The following is a 26,259-nucleotide window of genomic DNA, read 5'->3' as shown; positions in this document are numbered from 1 at the left end:
TTTACGCTTTTCGCCACGCAGGAGCCACGATTCACACCGATGAAGACGCCCAAACGAATCGAACCCCTGGTCGAGGATGGCCTGGTGGATGAAGTGCTACGCCCGCTGATGAGCGGCAAGGAAGCCGCAGTTTATGTGGTGCGCTGTGGCGACGAGTTACGTTGCGCCAAGGTTTACAAAGAGGCCAACAAGCGCAGCTTCCGCCAGGCTTCCGAATATCAGGAAGGGCGCAAGGTACGTGGCAGCCGCCAGGCGCGGGCCATGGCCAAGGGCAGCAAGTACGGGCGCAAGGAGCAGGAGCAGGCCTGGCAGAACGCCGAGGTGGCCGCCTTGTTCCGCTTGGCCAATGCCGGCGTACGAGTACCCAAGCCCTACGACTTTCTCGACGGCGTATTGCTGATGGAGCTTGTCGACGATGGCGAAGGCGATGTGGCGCCGCGCCTCAACGATGTCGAACTGCACCCGGACGACGCCCGCGAATTCCATGCCTTCATGATCCAGGAGATCGTCAAGATGCTCTGCGCCGGCCTGGTGCATGGCGACCTCTCCGAATTCAATGTGCTGCTCGGCGCTGAAGGCCCGGTGATCATCGACCTGCCCCAGGCGGTGGATGCTGCCGCCAACAACCATGCTTTCGCCATGCTCGAGCGCGACGTGCGCAACATGGCCGAATACTTCGGCCAGTTCGCCCCGGAGCTCAGGTACACCAAGTACGCCAAGGAAATGTGGGCGCTCTACGAGGCCGGCAAACTGCAGCCCGATAGCCAGCTCACCGGCGAATTCGCCGAGCCAGAGGATGCCGCGGATATCGACGCGGTGATGCGCGAGATCAAGGCCGCGCTGGCCGAGGAAGCCCGGCGCAAGGCGCTGCTCGATGCCGAGGACGCGCCCAAGGACGCCGAGCCCACGCCGCCCTGGATGCGCTGAGCCTGGCAGGCTGCTGAAAAACGTAGGCGACGACTGCATGGATGCAGGAGGTAGAGCGAAGCAGGAAGCCCGAGCCGACGACTGCATGGATGCAGGGAGCGAAGCAGGAAGCTCGAGCTGAGGTAGCCAGTGCAATACCGGACTGACAAGTTTGTGTGTTGTTTTCGGTGTTCAAGCTGCTTATCGGCGTTCTGCTGATATCTCCCGTTTCGCCCCCCGGCGACCTTCTTTTGTCAAACGCCACAAAAGAAGGCAAAAAGGCTTGGCCCCGCCATCCGGCCCCGGCTGCGCCGGGGTTCGTTCGCTCCATCGCCGCTCCGAGGGTCGGCGTACATGGGCCATCCCTGGCCCATTACGCCTCTCGCGGCATCCATGCCGCTCGCCCCTCTACGCAACGATTCCGCTCACCCTCCTGAAGGGGCCATTCGCGCGCCTGAACGAACGGGCATTTCAGGGTATGCACAGTGTGTTCTGGTAGTAGTGGAACCACGACGTGGCCGTCGGGTTAAACCGAAACTTTCATTCGCGTAGGGCGTACTCGCGAAGCAGTACGCCGTTGGTGGGAGTATTGGGCGTGAGCCGTGGTGCCGAACTTGGCATGGCCCGGCGGACTGTTCGCTGGCGCTCCTGAGTCCGCCCTACGGCTGCCCTCATCAAGCACGCAGAGTCACTGGGAATAACCGTAGTTTCAGGCGCGTGCAGAGCCCGCCCAGGAGGGCGAACGGAGTCGTCGTGGAAGAGGTTGAGCGGCATGGATGCCGCGAGAGCCGCGATGGGCCATGGATGGCCCACCGCGGCGGGCCTCTGGAACGGCGATGGAGTGAGCGAACCCTCGCGTAGCGAGGGCCGGATGATCGGGCGGAGGGTTTTGGTTACTTTTGCCCGCAAAAGTGACTCGCCCGGGAGGGCGAAACCAGAAACATCAGCAAAAACGCGGCAATCCGGAACAGACACCGAGAACAACCCACACCGTATTGCCAGTCCGGTGTCAACCAAGCATTCCCCCTGAAAATGCCAAGAACCTGTTTTTAACGCAGCAATGGCAAGGTAGGTAGCTTTTCAACGGCCTGCTAATCCGGCCAGTGCCAGGCAGGCTCATCCAGTATGCCCTGGCCGCGAATGCAGGTCTGTCCCAGTGGCTTGTCCAGCTCCAGGGTGTTGCATTCGGGGCTTTCCTTGAGCGTGGCGATCAGGCGGCTGGCATGGGACACCACCCACACCTGGGTGCGCTGCGAGGCGGCGATGATCAGGCGTCCCAGCGCCGGCAGCAGATCCGGGTGCAGGCTGGTTTCCGGTTCGTTGAGCACCATCAGCGAGGGTGGCCTGGGCGTGAGCAAAGCCGCCACCAGCAGCAGATAGCGCAGGGTGCCGTCGGACAGCTCGGCGGCGCTCAAGGGGCGCAGCAATCCTTCCTGATGCAACTCGACGACGAAACGGCCACCGGCCTGGAAGGCGATGCGCAGGCGGCTGCCGGGAAAGGCGTCGTCGATGGCAGCGTCCAGCGCGGCACCGTCGCCGATTTCACGAATGGTCTGCAATGCGGCGGCCAGGTCGCGGCCATCGTGATGCAGCACCGGCGTGCGCGTGCCCAGTTGCGGCTGGCGCGCGGGGGCGTCGGCGTCGCTGCGAAAGTGATCGTAGAAGCGCCAGCGGCGGATGGTTTCTCGTAGCTGGAAGACTTCCGGGCAATTGGGGTCGTTGCCGATCTGGTCGAACAGGCTGTCGTAGTTCGGCACGTGCTGGGCCAGCACCTGCCAACTGCGCCCTTCGCGCATGCGCACCAGAGGCCCGGCGCGATCCACCAGCAACGACGCAGGGCGATAGCTGGCGCCAGCCCAGATGCATTCGCGCTTGATCTCCGGGTCGAGGGCAAAGGCGCTGGGCGTTTCGCGATCCTCCCCGGAGTTCGAGTCGGGTAGGCCAAGGGCGATGGCATAGCCGAAATCCTCACCGGCAAAGCCCAGACGCAGGCGCATCGCCTTCTGCCGCGGGCCGCCCTGCACGGGCACCTCGCCCTTGAGCATGCGCCGGGAAATCTTCTCCGGCCCTGCCCAGAAACTCGATTCCAGCCCGCCTTCACGGGCCAGCGCGTTGACCACACCGCCCTGCGCGGTTTCCGCCAGCAGGCGCAGGGCGCGGTAGAGATTGGATTTGCCGCTGCCGTTGGCGCCAGTGATCAGGTTGAGCCGGCCCAGCGGCAGGATCAGGTTGTTGATCGAGCGGTAGTTGGCAACGGCGAGGATGTGCAGCATGCAAATGTCGTCCTGACGGCTGGTTTAGCGGCCATGGCGTGGCGAGAAGGCCAGCCAGGCCAGCACGGGGTAGCAGAGGTAGTGCAGGCTGAACAACAACAGGCCCATGGGGCTGGGCGTGTCCTGCAGGGCCATCATGCCCAGCAGGCCCAGATAGAGCAAACCCAACACGCCACCGTAGAGCAGGGTCAAGCGCCAGCGTTCGGCCCTGCTCGGTGCGCGGCCCTGGCGCCAGTGGAACACCAGGGCCAGTCCGGCGGCGATGGCAGCGGCGATCAGCAGGGTGGTGAACACCCCGCCCAGACGCACGAAGGTGCGCAGCAGCAGGTTCAGCAGCACGGCCGCGATCACCCCGGCCAGGGCGTAATGGCGCACCTGCACCGCTGCGGTCATAGCGTGCGCGCCAGGCCGAAGCGTTTGCGCAGTATCCGTTCCAGCAGGGCCTTGGGCACCAGGGTGGCGGTCAGCGGCAGGGCACGGCTGCCATTGCCCAGGCGCAGCAGGCGCGGGCGTTTGTCACGCTGCACGGCGGCCAGAAGCTGCGCGGCGAAATCGCTGGCCGGGGTGGGTTTGTCCTGCGAGGCGTTGGCGCGGGCGCGGATACCTTCGCGCAGCGGCCACCAGGGCGAGTCCTGGCGGATCAGCGCCTCGGCCTGCTGGGTGGCGTTGCTGCCGAAGCTGGAGGCGATGGCCCCCGGCTGCACTTCCATGACGTCGATGGAGAAGGGGGCCAGCTCCATGCGCAGGGCATCGCTCAAGGCATGCACAGCGGCCTTGGAGGCGCAGTAGGCGCCGGCGAAGGGGGTGACCAGTACTGCCGAGACGCTGCCGATATTCACCACCAGGCCACGGCTGCGGCGCAGCAGCGGGAAGAAGGCGCGGGTCACGCCGACGATGGAGAACACGTTGGTCTCGAACTGCTGGCGCATGCCTTCCACGCCGCCATCGAGTAGCGGCCCCATGGCGCCGTAGCCGGCATTGTTGATCAGCACGTCGAGGCCGCCGATTTCTCCTTCCAGGCGCTTGGCCAGGGCTTGCGCGGCCTCGGCGTCGTTGACGTCCAGGTGCAGCGCATGGAAGCCGGCCTGCTGCAGGTTGGCCAGATCCGCCTCCTTGCGTGCGGTGGCCCAGACAGCGTAGCCGGCTGCCTTGAAGGCATCGGCCAGGGCGCGACCGATGCCGCTGGAGCAGCCGGTGATGAGGACATTGGGTTGATCAGCCATGCGCAAGACTCCTGGAAAAGTGATGGACGATCAGCTTAGCAGGCCGCTTGGGTCGCGAAGTGAAAAATGAGAAAAGACTCAACTTTAGCTGGCAGGCCTCGGGCGTATGCGGGATTGGCTAGCCCCTGGGCAGGTAGGAGCGAGCTCTGCTCGCGAGCGCAGATCACACCGCAAGCATCGCGAGCAGAGCTCGCTCCTACAGGGGGACGAATCCGCTTGGCGGGCGTTCAGCATGGATCAGCGGACGAACCTGCCTTGCAGGCGTTCGGCACGGAACTCCAGGGTTTGCGGGCGGTAGCCGCTGCGCAGGTCGGGTAGCGGCAGGCAGTCTTCCCAGGTTTCACCCGGCAGCAGGTCGCCAGGGCCGTCATAGCGCGGCGATTCGTACAGGCGTTGGGCCAGGTTGGTGCTGGTACCGGGACGGTAGGCAGCCACCTCCCAGTGCAGCTCCTGCAGGGCGGCGTCGCTGCCGTTCTTCAGCTCCACGGCCAGGGGCAGATCGGCCGGGCATCGCTCGGGTGCATAGCGCAGGCGCAGTTCGAGATGGGCGAGGTCGCGGGCCTCGCGGCTTTCCTCCCAGATCACCCAGGTGGCCACTAGGCCCAGGCCGATGAGCACCGCTGCGGAAACGGGCAGGGCCTTGGTCGGGTAGCGGATCAGCAGGATCAGCCAGGTGATGACGAGTACGGCACCGAAGAGCATGAGCAATAACCTTGATAGGCGTCTGGGGTCATCCTACACAAGGTGGCTGCGAGCAGGGAGCGGCGGGGTGTTTCAGGACGTAGCCCGGATGCAATCCGGGGCCGAAATCGCCCCTGATCGCACCCAGACCACGAACCGCTCAGTGCGCGGCGCCGACGGCTAGCGCATCGCTGCGGCCATAGACGTCCTCCAGGCGCTCGATGTCGTCCTCGCCCAGGTAGGTGCCCGACTGCACTTCGATGATTTCCAGCGGGATCTTGCCCGGGTTGGCCAGGCGGTGCACCGAGGTCATCGGGATGTAGCAGGACTGGTTCTCGGTGAGCAGGAACTCACGGTCATCGCAGGTCACCTTGGCCGTGCCGGACACCACGATCCAGTGCTCGGCGCGGTGGTGGTGCATCTGCAGGGAGAGCTGCGCACCCGGCTTGACGGTGATGTGCTTGACCTGGAAGCGCCCGCCCATGTCCACCGAGTCGTACGAGCCCCAGGGGCGGTACACCTCGCAGTGGTTCTGGGTTTCGCAGCGGCCCTGGGCGTCGAGCTTGCTGACCAGCTTCTTGACGTCCTGTACGCGATCCTTGTGCGCCACCATCATGGCGTCCTTGGTTTCCACCACCACTATGTCTTCCAGGCCGAGCACCGACACCAGCTTGCCGTTGCCATGGATCAGGCAGTTGCGGCTGTCTTCGACCACCACGTCGCCCTTGGTGACGTTGCCGGCGGCGTCCTTGTCGTGCACGTCCCAGATCGACGACCAGCTACCGACATCGTTCCAGCCAGCGGCCAGCGGCACCACGCAGGCGCGGCTGGTCTTTTCCATCACCGCGTAGTCGATGGAGTTGTCCGGGCAGCAGGCGAAGGTGGCCGGGTCGACGGCGATCTCCAGATCCTTGCGCTGGCTGCGCTCCAGGGCCAGCAGGCAGTTGTCGTAGATGTCCACGTCGTGCTGCTTGAGCTCTTCCAGGAAGCGGCTGGCGCGGAACAGGAACATGCCGCTGTTCCAGAAGTAGTCGCCGCTCTGCACGTACTCGGTGGCGCGCTGAGCGTCGGGTTTCTCGACGAAGCTGGCGACGCGCGCCACGCCCTCCGGCAGTTCGCCGTCGGCCTGGCCGCGAATGTAGCCGTAGCCGGTTTCCGGGCGATTGGCCGGTACGCCGAACAGCACCATCTCGCCCTTTTCGGCGGCCACGGTGGCCAGGGCCAGGGCCTGACGGAAGGCCTGCTGATCATCCAGCACGTGGTCGGCCGGCAGTACCAGCATCAGCTCGTCACGGCCTTCGGCCAGCAGTTGCAGGGCGGCCATGGCCACCGCCGGTGCGGTGTTGCGGCCGAAGGGTTCGAGCAGCAGCAGTTGCGCTTGCTGGCCGATCTGCTCCAGTTGCTCCTGGACGATGAAGCGGTGCTCCTGGTTGGCCACCAGCACCGGCGGCTGCATGCCCTCGATGGACAGGCGCTGCAGGGTTTGCTGGAACAGGGTGTGCTCGCCGGTGAGGGCGAGGAACTGCTTGGGATACAGCTTGCGCGAAAGGGGCCAGAGTCGCGAGCCGCTGCCACCGGAAAGGATGATGGGGGTCATGGTGTGTCTCTCCTTAACGTTCATTACGAGGTGGATGCCCGTGTCGTGTCGGTGCGGCGTGTACCCGCCGTTTTCCTTGTTCTACAAACGCACTGCTTCAGCCGTCGATGGGGCGCTTGACCCACACCGGCGACAACTTGCCCTGGCCGCCGGTGACGAACAGGCTGACCACTTCGCCGCGTTCGAGGGTGACCGGCTTGAGGTCGGTGATCTTCTTGTCACCGGCAAACAGCGCCAGGCCGACCTTGACCGGGTTGATCTCGCGCTCACCGCGACCGTTGGGCGCCACGTCGGCGACCACCGGGGTCTTGCCGTCGGCGGTCTTCACGCTGAGCTTGCTGTCGCTGAGGTTCTGCACGCGCAGCATGGCTTTCTGCTTGTTGCTGAAGGCCGGCTCTTCCACCAGGCGCGGCGCGCTGCCGGTCTGGTTGACCAGGGTGTAGTAGTGCGCGGCCTCCAGCTTCACCGGCATGGCGTTGCTGCCGACCTGAGCCTGGTAGCTGCCCGCGGGCAGGAACTTGAAGTCGCTGGAGCCCAGCGGCGCGACCTGCTTGAGCTGCACCTCGCCGACCTTGACGTCCAGCTCGGCATTGCCAGCGTTGTAGGCGCGGACGAAGGCCGAGCCCTTGGGCGCCTTCGGCCCGTACAGCGCGCCATCGTCGGCCTGGGCCTGAAGCATGCCCAGGCCGAGGGCCAGGGCGCAGGCACCGAGGGTGAAGCGGCGCAGGGTGGTTTGAGTCTTCATGGGTAGTCCTCCTTGGGGTGGATCAGCGATTGGCCGCAGCCAGCTTTTGCTGCTCGCCGTTTGCCTTGAGGGCGGCGAGCCAGTTCGGGTCGAAATCTTTCAGGTCACCGGCCATGGGCAGGTAGCGCTCGGGGAACTCCCAGATCACCAACTGCGGCGGGTCGTTCTTCAGCTCATCGCTCTGCAGGTACTTGAGCATCGGCACCAGCGGGCCCTGGCCTTCCTCGGCGTGGTTGACCAGGTCGCGCTGCAGGTACTGGCGCAGGGCACCGGCGAAGTTCCAGTTGGGGTTGGCGCTGTAGCTGGTGCCGACCAGTGCCACCGGCAGGTCGCTGTCGCCGAACAGATCACCGCCGCTGGCCTGGGCGGCGTGGGTTTCGCGCTGCTGCAGACGGTCGGCGCGCGGCATCAGGCTGTCGAACAGCGGCGCCAGCGGCAGGAAGCGGGTGAGGTCGCCCTGGTGTTCGCGGGTTGCCACGGTTTCGGTGACGAACTGCTGCGGCTCGCCACGCAGTGGCACGGCGCTGCGGATCACCTGGCTGAGGGTGCGGGCGGCCACCTCGGCACCCTGCGGCGTCCAGTGGGTATCGGTACGCAGGAACACCTGTTCGTTCTGTTTGGCCGCCTGCAGCGGGCCGAGCAGATCCGGCGCGGCGATGCCGGCGGCCTGCACGGCCTGATGGAAGCGCGGGTAGAGGCTGCGCTGCAGGGTGCTGGGCTGATGGCTGCCGGTGTGCTCCGGGTACAGGCGGGTCTTGGCCGGGACGATGGCCAGCAGCAGATGGATGTCGCGCTGCTCGAGCTGATGCTGCACACCGCGGATCAACGCCAGGTTGTCACGCATCTGGCGTTGGCCGTCGGCCACCGCGTCGAACTCCTCATCGGAGTACAGCCAGCCGTCCTCGCCGATCACCAGGCCGGCGCGGCCTTCGCCGAAGGCCAGGTATTGCAGGGCGGCCCAGAGGTTGATGCCGAACTGTTTGAGGGGAAACTGCTCGTCGTAGTAATGCTCGAAGTTGCGCGTCAGCTCACCATCGAGCAGATCCGGGTTTTTCGGAGCGCTGTAGCCACCCAGTTTGGCCAGCGCGACCAGGCTGGTGAGCAGCATGATGACGATGAACAGGGCGACGTACAGGGTCTTGAAGGAACGCGTCATGACAGTGCCTCCGCTCAGAACTGGAAGTAGAGGAAGGGGGAGTAGCTCTGCGCCGAGAGCTTGAGCAGCGAGGCGCAGAACAGCAGGAGCAGGGCGCCTTGCAGCAGCAGGGTGCGGTGGTGCACGCGGCTCATCACTCCGGCCCCGCTGGGCAGCCACTGCACGGGCGCGCCATTGCCGGTCTGCGTTTGGTGCTGCTTGAGGAACTGCAGCGCGCCATTGACCGCGATCACCGCCCAGGCCAGGGCCAGGGTGGCCATCTGCAGGTTGCTGATCTGCGCCAGGGTCAGCTCGCTCAGGTGCCAGTCGCCGAAGGCGAACAGGGCGGCGTACATGCGCCCGGCCACGTCCAGGTTCTCGGCGCGGAAGATCACCCAGCCGAGCATCACCAGCAGCAGGGTGAAGGCCCATTTCAGCGGGTTGAACACAGTCGGTGCAGCCTTCACCCCCAGGGCGCGCTCGATGGCCAGCCAGGTGCCATGCCAGGCGCCCCAGATCAGGAAGGTCCAGTTGGCGCCGTGCCAGAAGCCGCCCAGCAGCATGGTCAGAAACAGGTTGCGGTAGGTGTTGAAGGTACCGTGGCGGTTACCGCCCAGGGGCACGTAGAGGTAGTCGCGCAGCCAGGTGGACAGGCTGATGTGCCAGCGCCGCCAGAACTCGGTGATCGACTGGCTGATATAGGGCTGGTTGAAGTTCTCCATGAAGCGAAAGCCCATCATCAGGCCCAGGCCGATGGCCATGTCGCTGTAGCCGGAGAAGTCGAAATAGAGCTGCGCGGTGTAGGCGATCATGCCCAGCCAGGCGTCGCCGGTGCTGGGGTTCTGCAGAGCGAAGCAGTGATCCACCAGCGGCGCCAGGCTGTCGGCGATGAACACCTTCTTGACGAAGCCCTGCATGAAGCGCGTGGCGCCTTCGCTGAACTTGTCCAGGCTGTGGGTGCGGTCGGTGAACTGGTCGGCCAGATCCTTGTAGCGCAGCACCGGGCCGGCGATCAGTTGCGGGAACAGGGCGATGAAGGCGGCGAAGTTGATCAGGTTGCGGGTCGGCTCGGTGTCCTTGCGGTAGACGTCGATCAGGTAGCTGATGGACTGGAAGATGTAGAAGGAAATGCCGATCGGCAGGATCACCGAGGTCAGCACGAAGGGCTCCATGCCCATGGACTCGAGCAGGGCGTTGATGTTGGCCACGCCGAAGTTGGCGTACTTGAAGTAGCCCAGCGTGGCCAGGTTGCCGACCACCCCGGCCACCACCCAGCGCCGCGCCGTCTGGGTGCCGGCGTTGGCGTGGATGCACAGGCCGAAGACGTAGTTCCACAGCGTCACGGCGACGAATAGCAGGAGGAAGTCCACCCGCCACCAGGCGTAGAAGGCGTAGCTGCCGATCAGGATCAGCAGGTTGCGCCCGCGATTCGGGCACAGGTAGTACAGGCCGAGAAAGATCGGCAGGAACAGGAACAAAAAGACGTTGGATGAAAAGACCATCCCAGCTTCTCCATGAAGACTCGGGGCAGCGCCCCCCTTTCCCCCCGCGAGCGGAGGGTTGTTTTTGCCCTGCTGACAGAGCGCGGGGAGTGGTTCTTACCCTCTCCCCAACCCTCTCCCATAAATGGGAGAGGGCGCTTGAACGGTGTGCCGCTTTCTCCCCTCGCCCGCTTGCGGAAGAGGGGGCGGGGGAGAGGGTCAGCCGCCCCCGCCGAACACCTGGGTCACCTCGCCACCGAGGCGGAAGCTGTTGAACGGCCCCATTTCCTGGTTCAGTTCGCGGGCTTGCGGGCTGCAGTCGTAGAGGCTGCAGTAGGGCGCCAGCCAGGCGTACTTGTAGTCCTTGCGCAGTTCGCCCATGTCCTGCTTGGCGCCGCTGCGCTGGGCGAAGGCCTGTGGGTTCTTAGCGCCCTGCATGACCCGCTCGGCCAGACGCTGCAGGGCGCCATGGTTCTCGCCGCGCAGGTCGACACCGTTGGCCTGGGCGAAGGCGGCGATCATCGCCAGCGGCGGCAGGGCGTAGTTGTGGTAGGCCAGGGCGCGCTGGCGGCGGCGTATCTCGTTGGGCAAGAAGCCCTGGTCGTCCACCTGGTTGGCGGCGACGCGGAACTGCGCGACGGACCAGTCGAACAGGTCTTGGCGATCGCTGACCACCGCCACCGCCATCACCGACCAGGCGGCCCAGTAGCTGTGGTTGTTGATCTTCTTCAGCGGCAGGCCGCTCCACTCGCGCACCGTGTGCTCGGCCAGGTTGACGAACCAGCGCTCGATGCGCTCGCGCTGCTGCGGGTAGTCCTTCAGCGGCTGCGACTCGGAGAACTGCAGGCGCAGCCAGGCGCCGGCCAGACTGCCCAGCGCCCATTTGCGCATGGACTTGCCGGTGTGGTTGAACTGCTCGGACTCCATGGCATCGGCACTGGCCCAGCGATCGATCCACTCGATGGCGCAGTCCAGGCGTTCCTTCTGGCCAGTGCGCATGTAGCCGGTGATCATCCGCCCGGCTTCTTTCTCCAGGCGGGTGATGTCGGCGGTCTGCTGGCGGAAGCTCTGTTCCGCACGGACGTTGAGCGTCGCCCGTGCACTGTCGGAGCCGGCGTACTTGCTGGTGAACTGCATCTGCCCGACATAGGGCTGAGGCACCGCCGGGCAGGCCGGTGCGTGCCCCTGGCGCTGCTCCACGGGTGCGCGGTAACCGACTGGCGGCTGCAGTGCGGCGTGCGCCGCGCCGCTGAGCAGCAGGGCGCTGAACAGGGCTAGGGGCGAGAGTCTGTGCATGGCGAACCTCAACTGTCGGTGGCGTTGTGGGCGACCTGCTGGCCGGGGCCGGATGGGCGTTGGCACAGGCTGGCCTGCACCTTGACGTCGTCGTCGCTGTCCTCGGGCTTCTGCACTTCCAGGGCGAAGAAGTTCTCCTGGCCCCAGCCCGGCCCGTCACGCAGCTCGAAGGTGAAACGCCCGTCGGTGTCGACGGTGTTGGGCTTTTCCAACTTGAGCTGTTCGCGCTGGCCGTTGAGGTACCAGATGGTCGCGTCGATGCGTTTGATCGAGGTGTCGCTGAAGCGCAGGTCGAGCTGGTGGCGGTTGCCGGGCAGGGTCAGCAGTTTCTTCTCGCCGTTGACGAGGATTTCGTTGCTGCCCGGATGCAGGCGCGTTTCCTTGGCGAGCAGCGCGGTCTGGCCGCTGCAGCCATTGTTCAGGGCGGCCATGAGCTGGCGGTGGATCTTGTCCGAGGCCAGGTCATAGAGCGGCGAGAACTCCCAGACGATGATCTTCGGCGGGTTGTTCTGGAAGGTATCGCTGGCCAGGTATTCGAGCATCGCCCCTTCCAGGCCGCCGCCGGGGAAGGCGGCGTTGAGCACGTCGGTGCCCAGGTACTGTTCGAGGAAACCACCGAAGTTGTAGTTCTTGCCGCTGTGGCTGGTGCCGATCAAGGCGATTTCCGGGCTGCTCTCGTCACCGAACAGGGCGTCGCCGCTGCTGGCATTCTTCGGTTCGGTGAGGAACTGGTCGACGTACTGCACCGCGTAGCCGGTGCCGCACAGTTGGCTGGCGACGTTCTGCATGGTGCCGGTCTTGCCCATCAGGCCGATGCGCTGGGTGACGAACTCCTTCTGCGGGATGTCGGCGAAACCGGGAATACGCTTGACCGTCTCGGCCACCAGGCGTGCGGTGCGCTCGGCGCCGTAAGGCGTCCAGTGCTGGTCGCGGCGGAAGTAGAATTCCTTGTCCTGTTCTTCGTCGGTCAGCCCGCTCAGATCCGGTACCCAGATCCCCAGTTGCTCGAAGCGCGCCAGAGTCTGGCGGTAGTTGCGCAGGGCCTTGTCGTAGTCGAAGCGCTGGTACTCCTCGGGGGAGAGCTTTTCCCGATTGACCAGGCCACGGGTCGGTTGATAGACCACCACCAGTTCCACACCGCGCTGCTTGAGGCCATCACGCAGCTCCTTGAGGTAGCGATAGCCGGTCTCGTCGGTGCCGAACTCGGTGCGCAGGTCTTCCACACTGCGGAACAGCCAGCCTTCACGGGCGTCGAGCAGGGTGATGAAGTTCTTCATGTAGTTGGTGGTGTAGTTGCTGGCATCGTGTGCGGCCGGGCACAGCGAGCAGCAGTCCTCCACCTGGTATTGCGGGGCCGGGTTCTCGGCCGCCTGCAACAGGCTGCCATAGGCGGCGCAGGTCACCGCCAGGGCCAGGGTCTTGAGTTTGGATACGCTCATGAGTGGGCCTCGTCAGTTGGTCATCTGCGTGGGGCCGACCGGGTCGATCAGCACGGGCTGGCGCTTGCGCAGCAGCAGGTCGAGGATTTCGTCCTGTTTCTCGCCGAGAATGCCGGCCAGCTGGATGCCGGTGCTCTTGCTCGGGGCGAGCATCTTCACGCGGTACAGCTCTACCGACAGCGGCGAGTCGATGTTGATGGGGCTGGAGCCGTTGCCGGCCAGGGTGCCGCCGACGATGATCATGGAGATCTTGGCGTCATAGGGGTCGAGCGTCAGGTCACGGTCGGTGTCGGACAGATCCTTGATATGGCCGTAGACGCCGGTGAGCTGGTTGAGTGCGGCGACGTTCTCGTACAGGCGGATGTTCTCGCTGTTACGAATGCGGATGCCGTGGCGCTGGTTGCCCAGCACCTGGTTGCCCCACAGCAGGTTGTCGCCGCTTTCGTACAGGGTGATGCCATCGGAGTGGTTTTCGTACGTCTTGTTGTAGGCGATTACATTGCGCACGCTGTCACGGTCGATGACGATGCCGGAGAGCTTGTTGTCATGGCTCTCGTTGTTGATGATCCAGCTGTCGTTGACCTCACGGGAAATGATGATGCCGTGCTTCTTCTTGGTGCCGAACACCTTGTTCTCGGCGATGATCAGGCCATGCGAACGGTCGTGCGGGTCGATGCCGTAAACGATGTTGTCGCGGTAGGTGTTGCCCTTGAGCACCACGTTCTGCGCCTCGTAGCAGTAGAAGCCGTACCAGTGGTCGACGAACTCCGAGTCGATCAGCCAGCCAGTCGGCTCGGGGCGCTGCAGGATCTTGTGTTGGTTCGGCGTGTACTGGGTGATCGAGACCCCGTAGGACTTGGAGTTGTCGTAACCCAGACTGGTGATCACGCTGCTGGCGATGTACAGCTCGCTGCCGCCCCAGGACACCAGGAAGGGGCGGAACTCCTTGGGATCGCGGAAGGTGGCCGGGCCGTTGTCGGCCTCGCGCCAGGCGGTGACGCGGGTGTCGGTGATGAACATCAGGCCGTCGTTGACCAGGAACGCGCCGCGCTCCTGCGACAGGCGCAGCTCGCGGGTCTCCTTGCCGACGTGCAGCGCCGCACCCTGGGCCACGACTATGGGCAGGCGGGCCAGGTACACGCCCGGCGCCTGCTCGGCGAACTGGCTGTCGGGCAGCGCCTTGGCCAGATCCTGCGCGGTGACCAGGCCGTCTTCGATGAAGATCGCCTGGGGCATGCCTTGCTGGCGTTTGATCCATTCGCGCAGGCGCTCGTTGCCGCCGGTGAAGTCTTTCAGCGCGTCCTGGCGCAGCATGCGCCGCACCACCACCTTGCCTTGGCGTTCGTGCGGGATCTTGGCCAGCACGGCCTCCTTGGTGTAACCGGACAGATCCGGCAGCTTGGGCGCTTGCAGGTGCAGCTCTTCTGCCGGGGCGCTGCGCACGCGGTAGTCGAACTGTTGCTGCTCGGGGTTGGCCTGGGCCAGCGGCGCGCTGAGGCACAGCGCGCCGAGCAGCAGGGGTAGGGCTAAGCCGTTGGGTTGCATGATCCGATCCCTCAGAAGCGCCAGATGAAATCGACGAAGGCGCGGTGCATCACCGAATCGGTGCCGCTGCCATAGGCGTCGCCCGGGCGGAATACGCCGGCACGCAGGCGTACCAGGGCGGAGCGCTCGTCCAGTTGTTCGGCCACCGCCGCCGGTAGCAGGCCCTGCTTGAAGTAGCGGGTCAGCACCAGGTCGACCTCCTGGCCGAGGTCTTTCTCGCCCGCCACCAGGGGCGCGCTGATGCCGCTGTCACCGACGTCCTGATCACCGTCGACGCGCCAGAAGCGGTGGTAGACCAGGCTGGCGTCGTAGTCCTCGTTCAGCTCCCAGGAACTGAACGCGCTGGCCACCTGCAGGTTGGAGAGTTCGCCGCGGAAGGCCTCGCCGTAGCGGTGCAGGCGCGACTGGACACCGGTGAAATTGGCGCGGTTGCTCTCCAGGCCGGTCTGCATGAACTGATGCGACTCGTTGTCGTCGCCACCGCCGCTGCCACGGGAGTAGGCGGCGCCCACCTTCCAGTGGTCGTCGAGGTCGTAGCGCAGGCCCAGATCCACGGCCCAGGCGTCGACATCCTGGCTGCGCGAGCCGCTGGCCAGGCGTTCGTCGCCCACCACCTGCTGCTGCAGTTGATCGGTGTCGCCCTTGAGCCAGGTGAATTGCGCCCAGTAGGCGAGGCGATTGCGCGAGTCGCGCTCGAAGAAGCCACCATCGGCATGCAGGCCGAACCAGGTCAGGTCGCCGGTGTAGCGCTTGCTCAGCTCGTCGATGCGTTCACCGGGGCGCGCCAGGTGACCGTCGTCACGGCTGTGATGCAGGTTGGCGCCGATGCGATGGCCAGGCGTCCACTGGTAGTCGAGGCCGGCGAAATAGTGACGGCGATCCTCGTCCTCGGGATCCAGGTCGTCGAGGTCGGTGCGGTAGTCGGAGAAGCGCTCGGCAACACCGACCTTGGCGCTTAACAGGGTGGTGTCGAACTGCCATTGAATCGCTTCGATGTTGCTGTCCATCCAGGCGCCGTCGGTGCTGCGCAGACGCTGGCGACCCACGCGCAGATGCTCGCCGGGGTAGGCGGTGAGGCCGGCGTAGTCGACCCAGAACTCGCGCATGGCCAGGTAGCTCTTGTCTGGCTGACGGGCGTCGCTGCGTTGCGTGCTGTCTTCGCCGTCATCCTGCAAGGGGTCGGTTTCGATGGTGTCGGTGGCGGTGACCGCCTGGCCCATGGCGAAGGCGCTCCAGTCGCCACGCTGGCCATAGACCCAGGGGCGCAGGTCGAGGCCGAGACCGTTGACGTCGCCACCCTCGCGGGTGCCGAGGTCGCGGTCGTCTTCCGATTGCGCGGTGATCTTCACATCCAGGCCGAAATGCTTCGGCGCATCCGCCGCCCAGGCAGCGCTGGCGGCGACCAGCAGGCTGGCACTCAGGCCCAGTTGGCTGACGATCCTGTTTAGCTGCATGCAGAAATCCTTGTTCATGGCTGGCTGACCTGCAGGGCGGCCTGCTGCTGCAGGGCAATGCCGCGCGCCTCACGTTCCTCGCGCAGCAGGCGCTGACCTTCGGCCAGTTGCGCCGGGGTCAGGCTGGCGGCGATGGCGTCGGCCAGCTCCTGGGTCTGCGGGGTATCGCGGGGCAGCGCCAGTTGGCTGAAGACATAGGCATTGACCGGGTCGGGCTGGATGCCACGCTTCTGGCTGTACATCTGCGCCAGGGCGAAATCGGCGCTGAGCTGGCCGGCGCGGGCAGCGCTGAGCAGGTGGTCGAGGGCTTTCTGCGCATAGACCTCGCCGAGGTAGCCGCGCAGGTAGATCTGCCCCAGGTAGTAATTGGCGCTGGGTTCGCTGGGGGCGGCCTTGCGCAGGTGCTCTTCGGCCTTGTGCGGCTGCTTGGGCAGCAGCTTGCCTTCGTAGTACAGGCGCCCGAGCAGCAGTTCGGCGCGCGGCAGGGCGGCTTCGCGGCCCTTGTCCAGGTAGCCGAGCAGAGTCTCGGTATCGCCCTGCTGCGGGTAGTCGTAGAGCAGCCGCGCCAGGCTGACCCAGGCGGCGGGGTAATCCGGAGCGATGGCTTCCAGCAGTTCCTGGGCGCGTTGCGGTTGCGGCTGGCCCAGTTCGGCGTCGCTGAGCACCTCGGCCACGGCTTCGACCTGATTGGGCGACACACGCCCGGCGCGGTAGCCGGCCAGCAGGCGTTCGGTCAGCGCCTGACGGGCGTCTTCGCGGTTCTGCTTCTGGTACACGGTGGCCAGTTCGGCGTAGCAGGCTTCTTCCTGGGCCAGGCGCTGCTGGCAGATGCGTTCGATCTCGCCGAGATGCTGATCGTAGGAGCCTTCGCTACGGTACAGGAGAATCTGCGCCAGCTCGGCTTGCGGCCGACCTTCCTGGCGCCAGTCATGGATACGCTGGGCAACGTTCATGGTGGGGAAGTCCTGTGGGTAGAACAGGTAGAGTTCGGTCAGCGGCAGCAGGGCGCTGGGCTCGCCGGCGCGCAGGGCGCCTTCCAGCCGCTCGGCCGCCTCGCGACGTTCGGCCAGGGTGCTGCCGGGCTTGCGCGCCAGCAGCTTGCCCAGGCGCGCTTCGGCGCGCGGCGAGCCGTCCAGGGCCTGGCGATAGATGCGCTCGGCCTCATGCAGATCCTGGTTCTGGCCGCTGGCTGCGTAGATGTCGGCCAGGCCGATCTGTGCGTCGCTGTAGCCCATCTCGGCAAGCTGGCGGAAATGCCATTCGGCCGTCTGCGTATCGCCGCTGTGCAGCGCTTCGCGGGCCAGGCGTTCGTCCGGCAGGCCAGCGCAGCCAGCCAGCGTGGCGCCGACGGCCAGGCCGAGCAGGGCAGGGCGAAGTAGGGGCATGCTCACGGCGATCTCCTTATCGGCCTGCCGCGACGGCTTGATCGACCAGGCCAAACAGCGACGGGCCACGGTCGATGACCACGTCCACCGGCTGCCCGGCGAGGCTGGCCGGCAGCACATCCTGCGGCTTGATCACCACACGGATGTCCGAACTCAGGCCGCCGTCGTGCAGGCTGGTGCTGACGATCTGGCCGTGGCGGGCCTCGTCCTCACCGGCCACCTTGAAGCTCACCGGCGTGCCAGGGCGCGCCTGCTCCAGGTTGCGGTAGGGGAAGCTGGCGCTGACGGTGGCCACGCCGTCTTGCGGTACCAGCTCGAAGATCACGTCGCCCTTGCTGGCGAATTGGCCGTCGGCCACCAGTTGGCGGGCGATCTTGCAGTTGCACGGGCTGGTCAGGGTGCCTTGCATTTCGCGAGAGAACAGCGCCTCGATCTGGCTCGGTTCGAGCTGGCCGTCGCCCAGGTGGCCCTTGAGCATCTCCAGCATGCTGGTGGTGAAGGTGGCGATGGGCGCGCCTTTTTCCACCACGCCATCGGGCTGTACCAGCGCTTGCACGCTGCCTTCACGGGGCATGGTGACCTGCAGTGCGGGCAGGCTGATCTGCGCCGACTTGGCATGGGTGACGAAGTACAGGCCATACACCGACTTGCCGATGTAGCCGAACGCCGCCAGGCCGATGAGGAAGATGGCGCCACTGAAGGTCACCGCGCGCAGGCGGCCGAGCATGCTCATGCCGCCACCGGCGCCGTTCTTGCGCGCCTTGGTGAAGTTGTCGCGCTGCAGGATGTGCAGCACCTCGCCGACGTTGATCAGCTCACCGGCCAGGTGCGCGCTGATCAGGTGGCGCAGGGCCGCCGCTTCACGCGCGCCGAGGTTATGGAACTGGCAGCCGACACGATTATGTTCGGCCTGCACGGCGTTGACCTGGAATTCCACGTCCAGCCCCAGTACCAGGCCATCGAGCTGGAACTGCAATTGGCCACGGTGATAGTCACCGACCTTGTGCGAGGTTTTATCGCTGGTGAAGCTGAAACCGCCGGCAGAGACATCCTGCAGGCGCGCATCGACGCGCTCGCCCTTGGCGGTGGTGTAGCGCAGGCGCCCGGGCAGCTTGACACGGGCGTGCTGGCGCTGGGCTTCGGACTCATGGACGACGTTGAGATTGGCGACGGAGTTCATGGTGGCTAATTCCTATTCGAGTTCGGTCATACCAGCGCCAGCAGCGCGGCGATGAATACACAGGAGGCAGAGAAGGTCATGGCGCGTGACGACCAGCTGTTGAACCAGCTAGCGAAATTGGATAGGCCACGGTTCAGCTTGGTCGGTTGGCGGGTCCAGGACTGCTGGTCGAGGCGGAAGAACACATAGATTTTCACCAGCGCCCCGACGATCTGGTTGTAATAGAGCAGCACCGGGTAGGCCGGGCCGATGCGGTGCCCGGAGAGCATCAGCAGCAGGGTCAGGATCAGGCGAGTCAGGCCGATCCACAGCAGGTAGACCAGCAGGTACATCACGCTGTACTTGATGCTGGCGATGATCGCCACGCACAGGCCGAGGATGCAGGTCCACATCGACACGCGCTGGTCGAACAGCACCAGGCTGGTGAAGGCACCGAGGCGACCCATGCCCAGACGCAGGGCGCGCGAGTTCTGCCGCAGGTTGTTGCCGTACCAGCGGAACATCAGCTTGCGGCTGGCCTTGATGAAGCTCTTCTCCGGCGGGTGCTCGACCGTGTTGATCGCTGCATCCGGCACGTAGAAGGTGTCGTAGCCCAGGCGCATCAGGCTGAACCAGCTAGATTTGTCGTCGCCGGTGAGGAAGCGGAAACGCCCCAGGCGCCAGTGCTCCAGGTGGTCGGCTTCGACGTCGTTGATGAACTCGGGGTTGGTCACCACGCTGGCGCGGAATACCGACATGCGCCCGGTCATGGTCAGCACACGCTTGGAGAGTGCCATCGAGCACATGTTGAGGTGGCGTTGGGCGAAGCGCAGCTTGTGCCACTCACTCATCAGGTAGCTGCCGCGTACCTCGCAGAACTCGTTGGTGGTCAGGCCGCCGACGTTGGGGAAGAGCTTGAACCAGGGCACGGTCTTCTTCACCACATCGGCTTCGAGCACGGTGTCGCCGTCGATCACCGCCACCACCGCATCGCGATCCGGCATCTGCCGGGAGATGGCGCGGAAGCCGTGGGCCAAGCCGTCACGCTTGCCGGTGCCGGGAATGCGCACGATGTCCAGACTGACGTGCGCTGGTGGCTGGGCTTGGGCCCAGAGGTTCTTGATCAACAGCTCGTCGGAGAGCTCGACGATGGAGCAGACCACAGTGGTCGGGTAGCCGCAGTCGATCGCTTCGCGGATCACCGAGCGGTAGACCATGGCGGTGGTCAGCGCCTCGATGCGGAAGCTGGTGACCATCAGAAATACATGAGAGGGGTCGGCGTCCTTGCCGAGTTTTTGCACCTTGCGGCGATACCAGGGGTACACCAGGTAAAGGAACAGGCAGCCGCGCACGAAGTGCATGGCGCCCATGGAATAACGCCAGATGCCGACGATACCGATGAGCAGGAGGAAATTCCGCGAATCGGGGTCGAACACCGTACGCGGCAGAGCCAGTGCCAGGAGCATCAGCAGGCTGAGATAGAGCATCCAGCCGCTGGCCTGATTGAGGCCGTTCTTGAGCTTGTCCATATGCGTCTCCGGCTATCGCCCGGCGCTTACCGGGCGATAGCTCACGGCCCTGTTACCAGCAGATGCCTTCGGCCACGCCATTGCTGGCGTGAGGCATGAAGCCGACCAGGTCGATCACCCGCTTGCCGCTCGGTGCCTGCTCGGCGAGCTTGGCGAAGCGTTCGTCGCTGTTGCCCAGGACGATGATGTCGGCCTTGGCCACCACCTCTTCCAGGTCGCTGTTGAGCAGCGAGGAAACGTGCGGAATCTTCGACTCGATGTAGTCCTTGTTGGCGCCATGGACGCGGGCGTACTCGACGTTGCGGTCGTAGATGCTCAGGTCGAAACCCTTGCCGATGAGCATTTCCGCCAGTTCCACCTGCGGGCTTTCGCGCAGGTCATCGGTGCCGGCCTTGAAGCTCAGGCCGAGCAGGGCGACCTTACGCGAATGGTGGCTGGCGATGATGTCGAAGGCCTTCTGCACCTGGGCGGCGTTACTGCGCATCAGCGAGCCGATCAGCGGGGCTTCCACGTCCAGGCTGCTGGCGCGGTAGTTCAGGGCGCGCACGTCCTTGGGCAGGCAGGAACCGCCGAAGGCGAAGCCGGGTTTCATGTAGTACTTGGAGAGGTTGAGCTTGTTGTCCTGGCAGACCACATCCATCACCTCGCGACCATCGACGCCGACCGCCTTGGCGATGTTGCCGATCTCGTTGGCGAAGGTGACCTTGGCCGCGTGCCAGACGTTGCAGGTGTACTTGATCATCTCCGCGACTTCGATGTCCTTGCGGATGATCGGCGCGTCCAGCTCGCTGTAGATGCTTTCCAGCAGGTCGCCGGAAGCTTTGTCCAGCTCACCGATGACGGTCATCGGCGGGAAGTCGTAGTCCTTGATCGCGGTGCTCTCGCGGAGAAACTCGGGGTTCACCGCCAGGCCGAAATCGACGCCGGCCTTCTTGCCCGAGCAGTCTTCGAGAATCGGCAGTACCACATTCTTCGCGGTGCCCGGCAGCACGGTGCTGCGTACCACCACGGTGTGGCGCTCGGTCTTGTCGCGCAGCGCGAGGCCGATCTCGCGGCACACGCCTTCGATGTAGTTCAGTTCCAGATCGCCGTTCTTCTTGCTCGGCGTGCCGACGCAGATGAACGACACATCACTTTCCAGTACGGCTGTGATGACATCGGTCGTACCGCGCAGGCGACCCTGGCGCAGACCCTGTTGCAGCAGTTCTTCCAGGCCCGGCTCGACGATGGGCGATTTGCCGTTGTTGATCAGGTCGATCTTGTTCGCGGATATATCCACACCGATTACGTCATGGCCGCGAGCCGACAAACAGCCGGCACACACTGCGCCCACATAACCCAAACCGAAGATACTGATACGCATGGTTTTCACCTCGTCCGTTTGATGCAATTTAAAAACTGGCCACTTTATTTAGGCCAAGCGAGTCCTTGAACTTGCTGTACGGCAGGCAGCGAGTTCGTTTAGGCATAAGTAGAGTGTGGCGCTGGATGGGGCGCCAGAATGGGGCCTTTATACTGAGTGATGGCCCTTGGATATTGTTTCGATTGCCCTTCTGAAGGGCTCTATATCAATGTTCTGCAGTACTTCGGTCTCTCCCTTATGCGCAGTTGAAGTTGGCTCGGTTGTAAATTTCGATATCACCTTAATAGCGTTTTGCTGTTCAGGCGTAACGAGAAGTTACGAGCGATCATGGTGTGCGCTGTATGAGTTCGGGGCTTCCTTGATAGTTCCGACCGTTCGTCAAAATGCTGAACCGGAGCTGAACGGTAGTGGCTATTAAAATAATGGCATTATTGCAGCTTGCATGATGGCAACTTTGCAAGTTGCATGATGGCACGTGCCTTATTAATGCCTTGGCTGTTATCGGATAAAACCCGTGCGGATAAGTTCTATGTTTGGGAAGTTAAAGCTGAAAGTGTGAAGTAGTGCGGAGTTTGAGCGCAGAGGGGAGGGACGTGCCGCAGGGACGCGGCACGAGGAGGGAAATGGTCAGTCTTCGGGATGATCGCGCAGGAATACCAGGCTGTCGGCTTTCGAGTGTTCGGCCGAATAGCGATAGCCCTGATAGGTGAAGTCCTTGAGGCCAGCAGGATCGCGCAGGCGTTCCTTGATCACGTAACGCGCCATCAGGCCACGGGCCTTCTTGGCGTAGAAGCTGATGATCTTGTACTGGCCGTTCTTCAGATCCTTGAACTCGGTGTCGATGATGCGTGCATTGAGCGCCTTGCGCTTGACCGCGCCGAAGTACTCGTTGGAGGCCAGGTTGAGCAGCACGTCATCGCCCTGTGCGGCCAGCGCCTCGTTCAGCCAGGCGCTGATGCGCTCACCCCAGAAGGCATAGAGATCCTTGCCGCGCGGGTTGGCCAGTTTGGTGCCCATTTCCAGGCGGTAGGGCTGCATCAGATCCAGCGGACGCAACACGCCATACAGGCCGGAGAGCATGCGCAGGTGCGCCTGGGCGAAGTCGAAGTCTGCCTCGGAGAAATCCTCGGCATTCAAGCCGGTATAGACATCGCCCTTGAAGGCCAGCAAGGCCTGCTTGGCGTTCTCTGGCGTGAATTCGGGGTGCCAACTGCCGAAGCGTGCGGCATTGAGGCCGGCGAGCTTGTCCGACAGGCCCATCAACTCGGCAATCTGCGCCGGGCTGAAGTCGCGTAGCTGTGCGATCAGTTCCTGGGCGTGGTCGAGGTGTTCGGGTTGGGTGAAGCGCGGGGTTGCCGGCGGCGTCTCGTAGTCGAGGGTCTTGGCCGGTGAAATCACCATCAGCATATGCAGGTCTCCAGAAAACGTGACGGCGATTCTAGAGGCGGGGGATCGGCAAGACCACCTATCGGCGCGATTGAGCAAGGCTTTGTAGGCGCGAGCTCTGCTCGCGAAGTCGCTGGCACCGCGCTGGGCAAAGCCCCTCTGCACCCGATTGGCGCGGCGTGCTGCATGTGGGGGCGGGTAAGCGAAGCGAACTGCAGCGGGTAGGACTTCGGACTGTAACCCCGCCACCTGGGGTCGCCAAGCGCTTTTCGTCGAGAAGAAAAATAAAGTTCAAAAAGCTGAAAAGTTCTTTTGCCTGTCATCTTTTTTGGAGTATCTAAAAAGCAAGACCGCCGAAACCTGCAGACAGGTGGCGGCCATTGGCCCTCACCTTGCTTGCCACCTTTCGGCCCCGATCTGAAAAATCGGCGGTCTCTGTCCGGCGCAGCACCGCCCCAGGTATTGCGTCGCCCGGCTACGACAAGAAGGTGACCGACGTATGGATGACCACGGACGCTCCAAGCCCACCGCTCCAACCCTCTACGCCCTCGACACCAACGTCCTGATCCACGACCCCAATGCCCTGCTGAACTTCGAGGAACACCACGTCGCCATTCCGATGACGGTGCTGGAGGAACTCGACAAACTGAAATCCGGCAAACATGGCGTCGCCGCCGAATGCCGCCAGGCGATCCGCCTGATCGATCAGATCCTCGCTGGCGCCGAACCCGAAGACGTCGAGTTCGGTGTACCCATCCAGCGCGGCAAGAGCGGCCCTTGCGGCAGCCTGTCGATCCTCATGAGCAAGAGTGCCTCGCCGGTGACCTGGCTGCCGGAGAACCTCAACGACAACAAGATCATCAACCAGCTCGTCGAGCTGAAGACGCGCAATCCCGGTCTGTCCGTGGTGCTGGTGACCAAGGACATCAACATGCGCCTCAAGGCTCGCGCCTGTGGCATCGATGCGGAGGACTACCACACCGACCAGTTGGTGGACGATGTTTCGCTGCTGTCCAAGGGCTATCACGATCTGCCCGGCTCCTTCTGGGATCGCGTCAGCAAGGTGGAGACGCGCCAGGATCACGGCCGCACCTGGCATCGAGTGCAGCTCACCGACAACCTGCCGGCGGTGCACGTCAACGAGTTCATCCTCGATGAGCAGGGGTTCGTCGGCTGGATCAAGGCGATCAAGGGCGATGAACTGGTGATCCTCGACATGCACCAGGAGCCGCTGCTGCATCAGGAGGCCTGGGGCCTGAAACCGCGCGACATCCATCAGGCGCTGGCGCTGTTCGCCCTGCTCGACCCGGACATCCACCTGGTCAACCTGTCCGGCGCCGCCGGTTCCGGCAAGACCATCCTGGCGCTGGCCGCAGCCATCGAACAGACCATGGTCAGCAAGCGTTACCGGCGCATCATCGCCACCCGCAGCGTGCAGGGGCTGGATCAGGAGATCGGCTTTCTGCCCGGCACCGAAGCGGAGAAGATGGAGCCCTGGCTCGGCGCCATCACCGACAACCTCGAAGCGCTGCACATGGACGACGAGAGCACCCATGGCAGTGTCGACTACATCCTGCAGAAGGTGCCGCTGCAGTTCAAATCGCTCAACTACATCCGTGGGCGCAGCTTCCAGCAGAGCCTGATCCTCATCGACGAGTGCCAGAACCTCACCCCCCACCAGATGAAGACCATCATCACCCGCGCTGGCAGCGGCTCGAAGGTGGTGTGCCTGGGTAACCTGGCGCAGATCGACACCCCTTACCTGTCGGCGCCCAGCTCGGGCCTGACCTACCTCACCGAACGCTTCAAGGATTTCCCCCACGGCGTTCACATCACTCTGCAGGGCGTACCGCGCTCGATCCTCGCCGAATACGCTGAAAGCCACATGTAGCTTCAAGCTGCAAGCCTCAAGCTGCAAGTAAAAGACCCGGAGCCTTCGCAGGCTCCGGGTCTTCGTTTTCAGCCTGTAGCCCGGATGAAATCCGGGGGCGCTTGGTACCCCAATTCCCGGATTGCATCCGGGCTACGGTTCTTGCCGCCTGCTATTGCTACAATCGGCCGATTCCCGTCAGGAGTTTTACCGTGCTGACCCATCTCGATTCCCAAGGCCGCGCGCATATGGTCGATGTCACCGACAAGGCGACCACCTTTCGCGAGGCCAGCGCCGAAGCGCTTGTGCGCATGCTGCCCGCTACCCTGAAGATGATCGTCGCAGGCGAACACCCCAAGGGTGATGTGTTCGCCGTGGCGCGTATCGCCGGCATCCAGGCGGCGAAGAAAACCAGCGACCTGATTCCCCTGTGCCACCCGCTGATGCTTACCGGGGTCAAGGTGGAGCTGAGCGCCGAAGGCGATGACTGCGTGCACATCATCGCGCGCTGCAAACTGTCCGGGCAGACCGGGGTCGAAATGGAAGCGCTGACGGCCGCCAGTGTCGCCGCGCTGACCATCTACGACATGTGCAAGGCAGTGGATCGTGGCATGGTCATCGAGCAAGTACGCCTGCTGGAGAAGCTCGGCGGCAAGAGCGGTCACTACAAGCTGGAGGAGCAAGCATGATCCGCGTGCAGTATTTCGCCCGTTACCGTGAAGCCCTGGGCCGTGATGAGGAGCAGGTCAGCGGTGACTTCGTCACCCTCGACGATCTGCGTCTGCACCTGCTGGCCCGTGGCGGTGAGTGGGAGGTGCTCAGCGAGCAGAACCTGATGTGCGCGCGCAATCAGGAGCTGTGCAGCCTCGACGAGCCGCTGGCCGAGGGTGACGAGGTGGCCTTCTTCCCCACCGTTACCGGCGGTTGAGCCGCAATTTTTTCGAGAGCGCCCGTACATGTCCATTCGCGTACAAACCCAGCCCTTCGATCCCGGCAGCGAGCTCAATGCCCTGCATGCCGCCAACCTCGGCATCGGCGCGGTGGTCAGCTTCGTCGGCTATGTGCGCGACTTCAACGCGGGGCGCGAAGTCGGCGGCATGTTCCTCGAGCACTTCCCCGGCATGACCGAAAAGGCCTTGGCCAAGATTGCCGAGCAAGCGCGCGAGCGCTGGCCGCTGCTGGGTATGGAGATCATTCACCGTATCGGTCGCCTGGAGCCGGGCGAGCCCATCGTCTTCGTCGGCGTCAGCAGCGCTCACCGGCAGGCCGCGTTCGACGCCTGCAACTTCGTCATGGACTACCTCAAGACCCGCGCGCCGTTCTGGAAGAAGGAGGACACCGCCGAGGGGCCACGCTGGGTGGAAGGGCGCGACAGCGATCAGGCTGCCGCCGAGCGCTGGCACCGGTCGTAGGGTGCGCTGCGCGCACCGGCTCTTCGCAACGCCATGCCCGTATGAATAGCGAAGCCATCGACATTGCTCGGTGCGCATGGCGCACCCTACGGTGATCTGCGCGTAGCCCGGATGCAATCCGGGGATGCTTTCGCCACTCCAATCCCGGATCTTTCGCCGCCCGGCCGCGGTTTTCATCCGGGCTTCAGGCTGCTGATTTCAAGCCAGTGCCAGGTGCACTCGCAGGGCAATGGGCACCAGCATGATCAGCACGCCGAAACCCAGCAGGCGCACGCCCCACTCGTGCTCGCGAAAGTTGAACCCCACACCCAGCAGCAGAAAGCCGCCGAGTAGCAGTGCCAGCATCAGATGATAGTGATCCATTGCCCGTCTCCCGTGCG

At 64.2% G+C, this 26,259-nt stretch carries 23 protein-coding genes; 5 read left to right on the top strand and 18 right to left on the bottom strand.

Annotated elements, in window-relative coordinates:
- Positions 1-39: 39 nt before the first annotated feature.
- Positions 40-927: a PA4780 family RIO1-like protein kinase gene (locus tag ACSVIK_RS20980; protein ID WP_442446147.1), complete on the top strand. Its 888-nt coding sequence runs from the start codon at positions 40-42 to the stop codon at positions 925-927.
- Between the two features lie 1,070 nt (positions 928-1,997).
- On the opposite strand, the gene ACSVIK_RS20975 is transcribed toward ACSVIK_RS20980, so the two are convergent.
- From ACSVIK_RS20975 to yaaA, 17 genes are all read right to left on the bottom strand, one after another.
- Positions 1,998-3,179, bottom strand: coding sequence for an AAA family ATPase (locus ACSVIK_RS20975; RefSeq protein WP_442446146.1), 1,182 nt, complete (start codon positions 3,177-3,179; stop codon positions 1,998-2,000).
- A 24-nt stretch (positions 3,180-3,203) separates the two neighbouring features.
- On the bottom strand, positions 3,204-3,572 hold the full coding sequence (locus ACSVIK_RS20970) for a hypothetical protein (protein WP_442446145.1): 369 nt from the start codon (positions 3,570-3,572) through the stop codon (positions 3,204-3,206).
- A complete protein-coding gene (locus ACSVIK_RS20965; RefSeq protein ID WP_442446144.1) occupies positions 3,569-4,402 on the bottom strand; it encodes an SDR family oxidoreductase in 834 nt (277 codons plus the stop codon). The genes ACSVIK_RS20970 and ACSVIK_RS20965 overlap by 4 nt, the downstream gene beginning before the upstream one ends.
- Positions 4,403-4,639: 237 nt before the next feature.
- Positions 4,640-5,104, bottom strand: coding sequence for a multidrug transporter (locus ACSVIK_RS20960; protein ID WP_442446143.1), 465 nt, complete (start codon positions 5,102-5,104; stop codon positions 4,640-4,642).
- Positions 5,105-5,243: 139 nt separating this feature from the next.
- Positions 5,244-6,680, bottom strand: coding sequence for a mannose-1-phosphate guanylyltransferase/mannose-6-phosphate isomerase (locus ACSVIK_RS20955; RefSeq protein ID WP_442446142.1), 1,437 nt, complete (start codon positions 6,678-6,680; stop codon positions 5,244-5,246).
- Between the two features lie 97 nt (positions 6,681-6,777).
- Positions 6,778-7,425, bottom strand: a complete 648-nt coding sequence (locus ACSVIK_RS20950) for an alginate O-acetyltransferase AlgF (protein WP_442446141.1) — start codon at positions 7,423-7,425, stop codon at positions 6,778-6,780.
- 22 nt (positions 7,426-7,447) lie between these two features.
- The gene (locus ACSVIK_RS20945; RefSeq protein ID WP_442446140.1) at positions 7,448-8,581 is read right to left on the bottom strand and encodes an alginate O-acetyltransferase; all 1,134 of its coding nucleotides are present in this window, start codon (positions 8,579-8,581) and stop codon (positions 7,448-7,450) included.
- 14 nt (positions 8,582-8,595) lie between these two features.
- On the bottom strand, positions 8,596-10,062 hold the full coding sequence (locus ACSVIK_RS20940; RefSeq protein WP_442446139.1) for an MBOAT family O-acyltransferase: 1,467 nt from the start codon (positions 10,060-10,062) through the stop codon (positions 8,596-8,598).
- Positions 10,063-10,260: 198 nt separating this feature from the next.
- Positions 10,261-11,337, bottom strand: coding sequence for a mannuronate-specific alginate lyase (locus tag ACSVIK_RS20935; RefSeq protein WP_442446138.1), 1,077 nt, complete (start codon positions 11,335-11,337; stop codon positions 10,261-10,263).
- 8 nt (positions 11,338-11,345) lie between these two features.
- Complete coding sequence (locus ACSVIK_RS20930; protein WP_442446137.1) at positions 11,346-12,776, bottom strand: alginate O-acetyltransferase; 1,431 nt, start codon at positions 12,774-12,776, stop codon at positions 11,346-11,348.
- Between the two features lie 12 nt (positions 12,777-12,788).
- Positions 12,789-14,321 (bottom strand): mannuronan 5-epimerase AlgG, encoded by a 1,533-nt coding sequence (algG, locus tag ACSVIK_RS20925; protein WP_442446136.1) that lies wholly within the window; start codon positions 14,319-14,321, stop codon positions 12,789-12,791.
- A gap of 11 nt (positions 14,322-14,332) precedes the next feature.
- A complete protein-coding gene (locus ACSVIK_RS20920) occupies positions 14,333-15,775 on the bottom strand; it encodes an alginate export family protein (protein WP_442446135.1) in 1,443 nt (480 codons plus the stop codon).
- A 14-nt stretch (positions 15,776-15,789) separates the two neighbouring features.
- The gene (gene algK / locus ACSVIK_RS20915) at positions 15,790-17,166 is read right to left on the bottom strand and encodes an alginate biosynthesis TPR repeat lipoprotein AlgK (protein WP_442446134.1); all 1,377 of its coding nucleotides are present in this window, start codon (positions 17,164-17,166) and stop codon (positions 15,790-15,792) included.
- 10 nt (positions 17,167-17,176) lie between these two features.
- Positions 17,177-18,340, bottom strand: coding sequence for a PilZ domain-containing protein (locus ACSVIK_RS20910; protein ID WP_442446133.1), 1,164 nt, complete (start codon positions 18,338-18,340; stop codon positions 17,177-17,179).
- A 26-nt stretch (positions 18,341-18,366) separates the two neighbouring features.
- On the bottom strand, positions 18,367-19,848 hold the full coding sequence (gene alg8, locus ACSVIK_RS20905; RefSeq protein ID WP_442446132.1) for a mannuronan synthase: 1,482 nt from the start codon (positions 19,846-19,848) through the stop codon (positions 18,367-18,369).
- Positions 19,849-19,900: 52 nt separating this feature from the next.
- Complete coding sequence (gene algD, locus ACSVIK_RS20900; RefSeq protein WP_442446131.1) at positions 19,901-21,211, bottom strand: GDP-mannose 6-dehydrogenase; 1,311 nt, start codon at positions 21,209-21,211, stop codon at positions 19,901-19,903.
- Positions 21,212-21,838: 627 nt separating this feature from the next.
- A complete protein-coding gene (gene yaaA / locus ACSVIK_RS20895) occupies positions 21,839-22,618 on the bottom strand; it encodes a peroxide stress protein YaaA (protein WP_442446130.1) in 780 nt (259 codons plus the stop codon).
- 478 nt (positions 22,619-23,096) lie between these two features.
- Here yaaA and ACSVIK_RS20890 point away from each other — a divergent pair, with 478 nt between their 5' ends.
- The 4 genes from ACSVIK_RS20890 to moaE all read left to right on the top strand — a co-directional run bounded on the left by ACSVIK_RS20890 (position 23,097) and on the right by moaE (position 25,879).
- On the top strand, positions 23,097-24,488 hold the full coding sequence (locus ACSVIK_RS20890; protein WP_268178832.1) for a PhoH family protein: 1,392 nt from the start codon (positions 23,097-23,099) through the stop codon (positions 24,486-24,488).
- 191 nt (positions 24,489-24,679) lie between these two features.
- Positions 24,680-25,156: a cyclic pyranopterin monophosphate synthase MoaC gene (gene moaC, locus ACSVIK_RS20885; RefSeq protein WP_442446129.1), complete on the top strand. Its 477-nt coding sequence runs from the start codon at positions 24,680-24,682 to the stop codon at positions 25,154-25,156.
- Positions 25,153-25,395 (top strand): MoaD/ThiS family protein, encoded by a 243-nt coding sequence (locus ACSVIK_RS20880; protein ID WP_268178830.1) that lies wholly within the window; start codon positions 25,153-25,155, stop codon positions 25,393-25,395. The genes moaC and ACSVIK_RS20880 overlap by 4 nt, the downstream gene beginning before the upstream one ends.
- Before the next feature lie 28 nt (positions 25,396-25,423).
- Complete coding sequence (gene moaE, locus ACSVIK_RS20875; RefSeq protein ID WP_442446128.1) at positions 25,424-25,879, top strand: molybdopterin synthase catalytic subunit MoaE; 456 nt, start codon at positions 25,424-25,426, stop codon at positions 25,877-25,879.
- Between the two features lie 198 nt (positions 25,880-26,077).
- On the opposite strand, the gene ACSVIK_RS20870 is transcribed toward moaE, so the two are convergent.
- Positions 26,078-26,242, bottom strand: coding sequence for a hypothetical protein (locus tag ACSVIK_RS20870; protein WP_442446127.1), 165 nt, complete (start codon positions 26,240-26,242; stop codon positions 26,078-26,080).
- Positions 26,243-26,259 lie beyond the last annotated feature (17 nt).

Origin of the sequence: Pseudomonas sp. NCHU5216, assembly GCF_052156495.1 — a bacterium.
Lineage (GTDB): Bacteria > Pseudomonadota > Gammaproteobacteria > Pseudomonadales > Pseudomonadaceae > Aquipseudomonas.
This window is presented reverse-complemented; position numbering and strand designations above follow the sequence as displayed.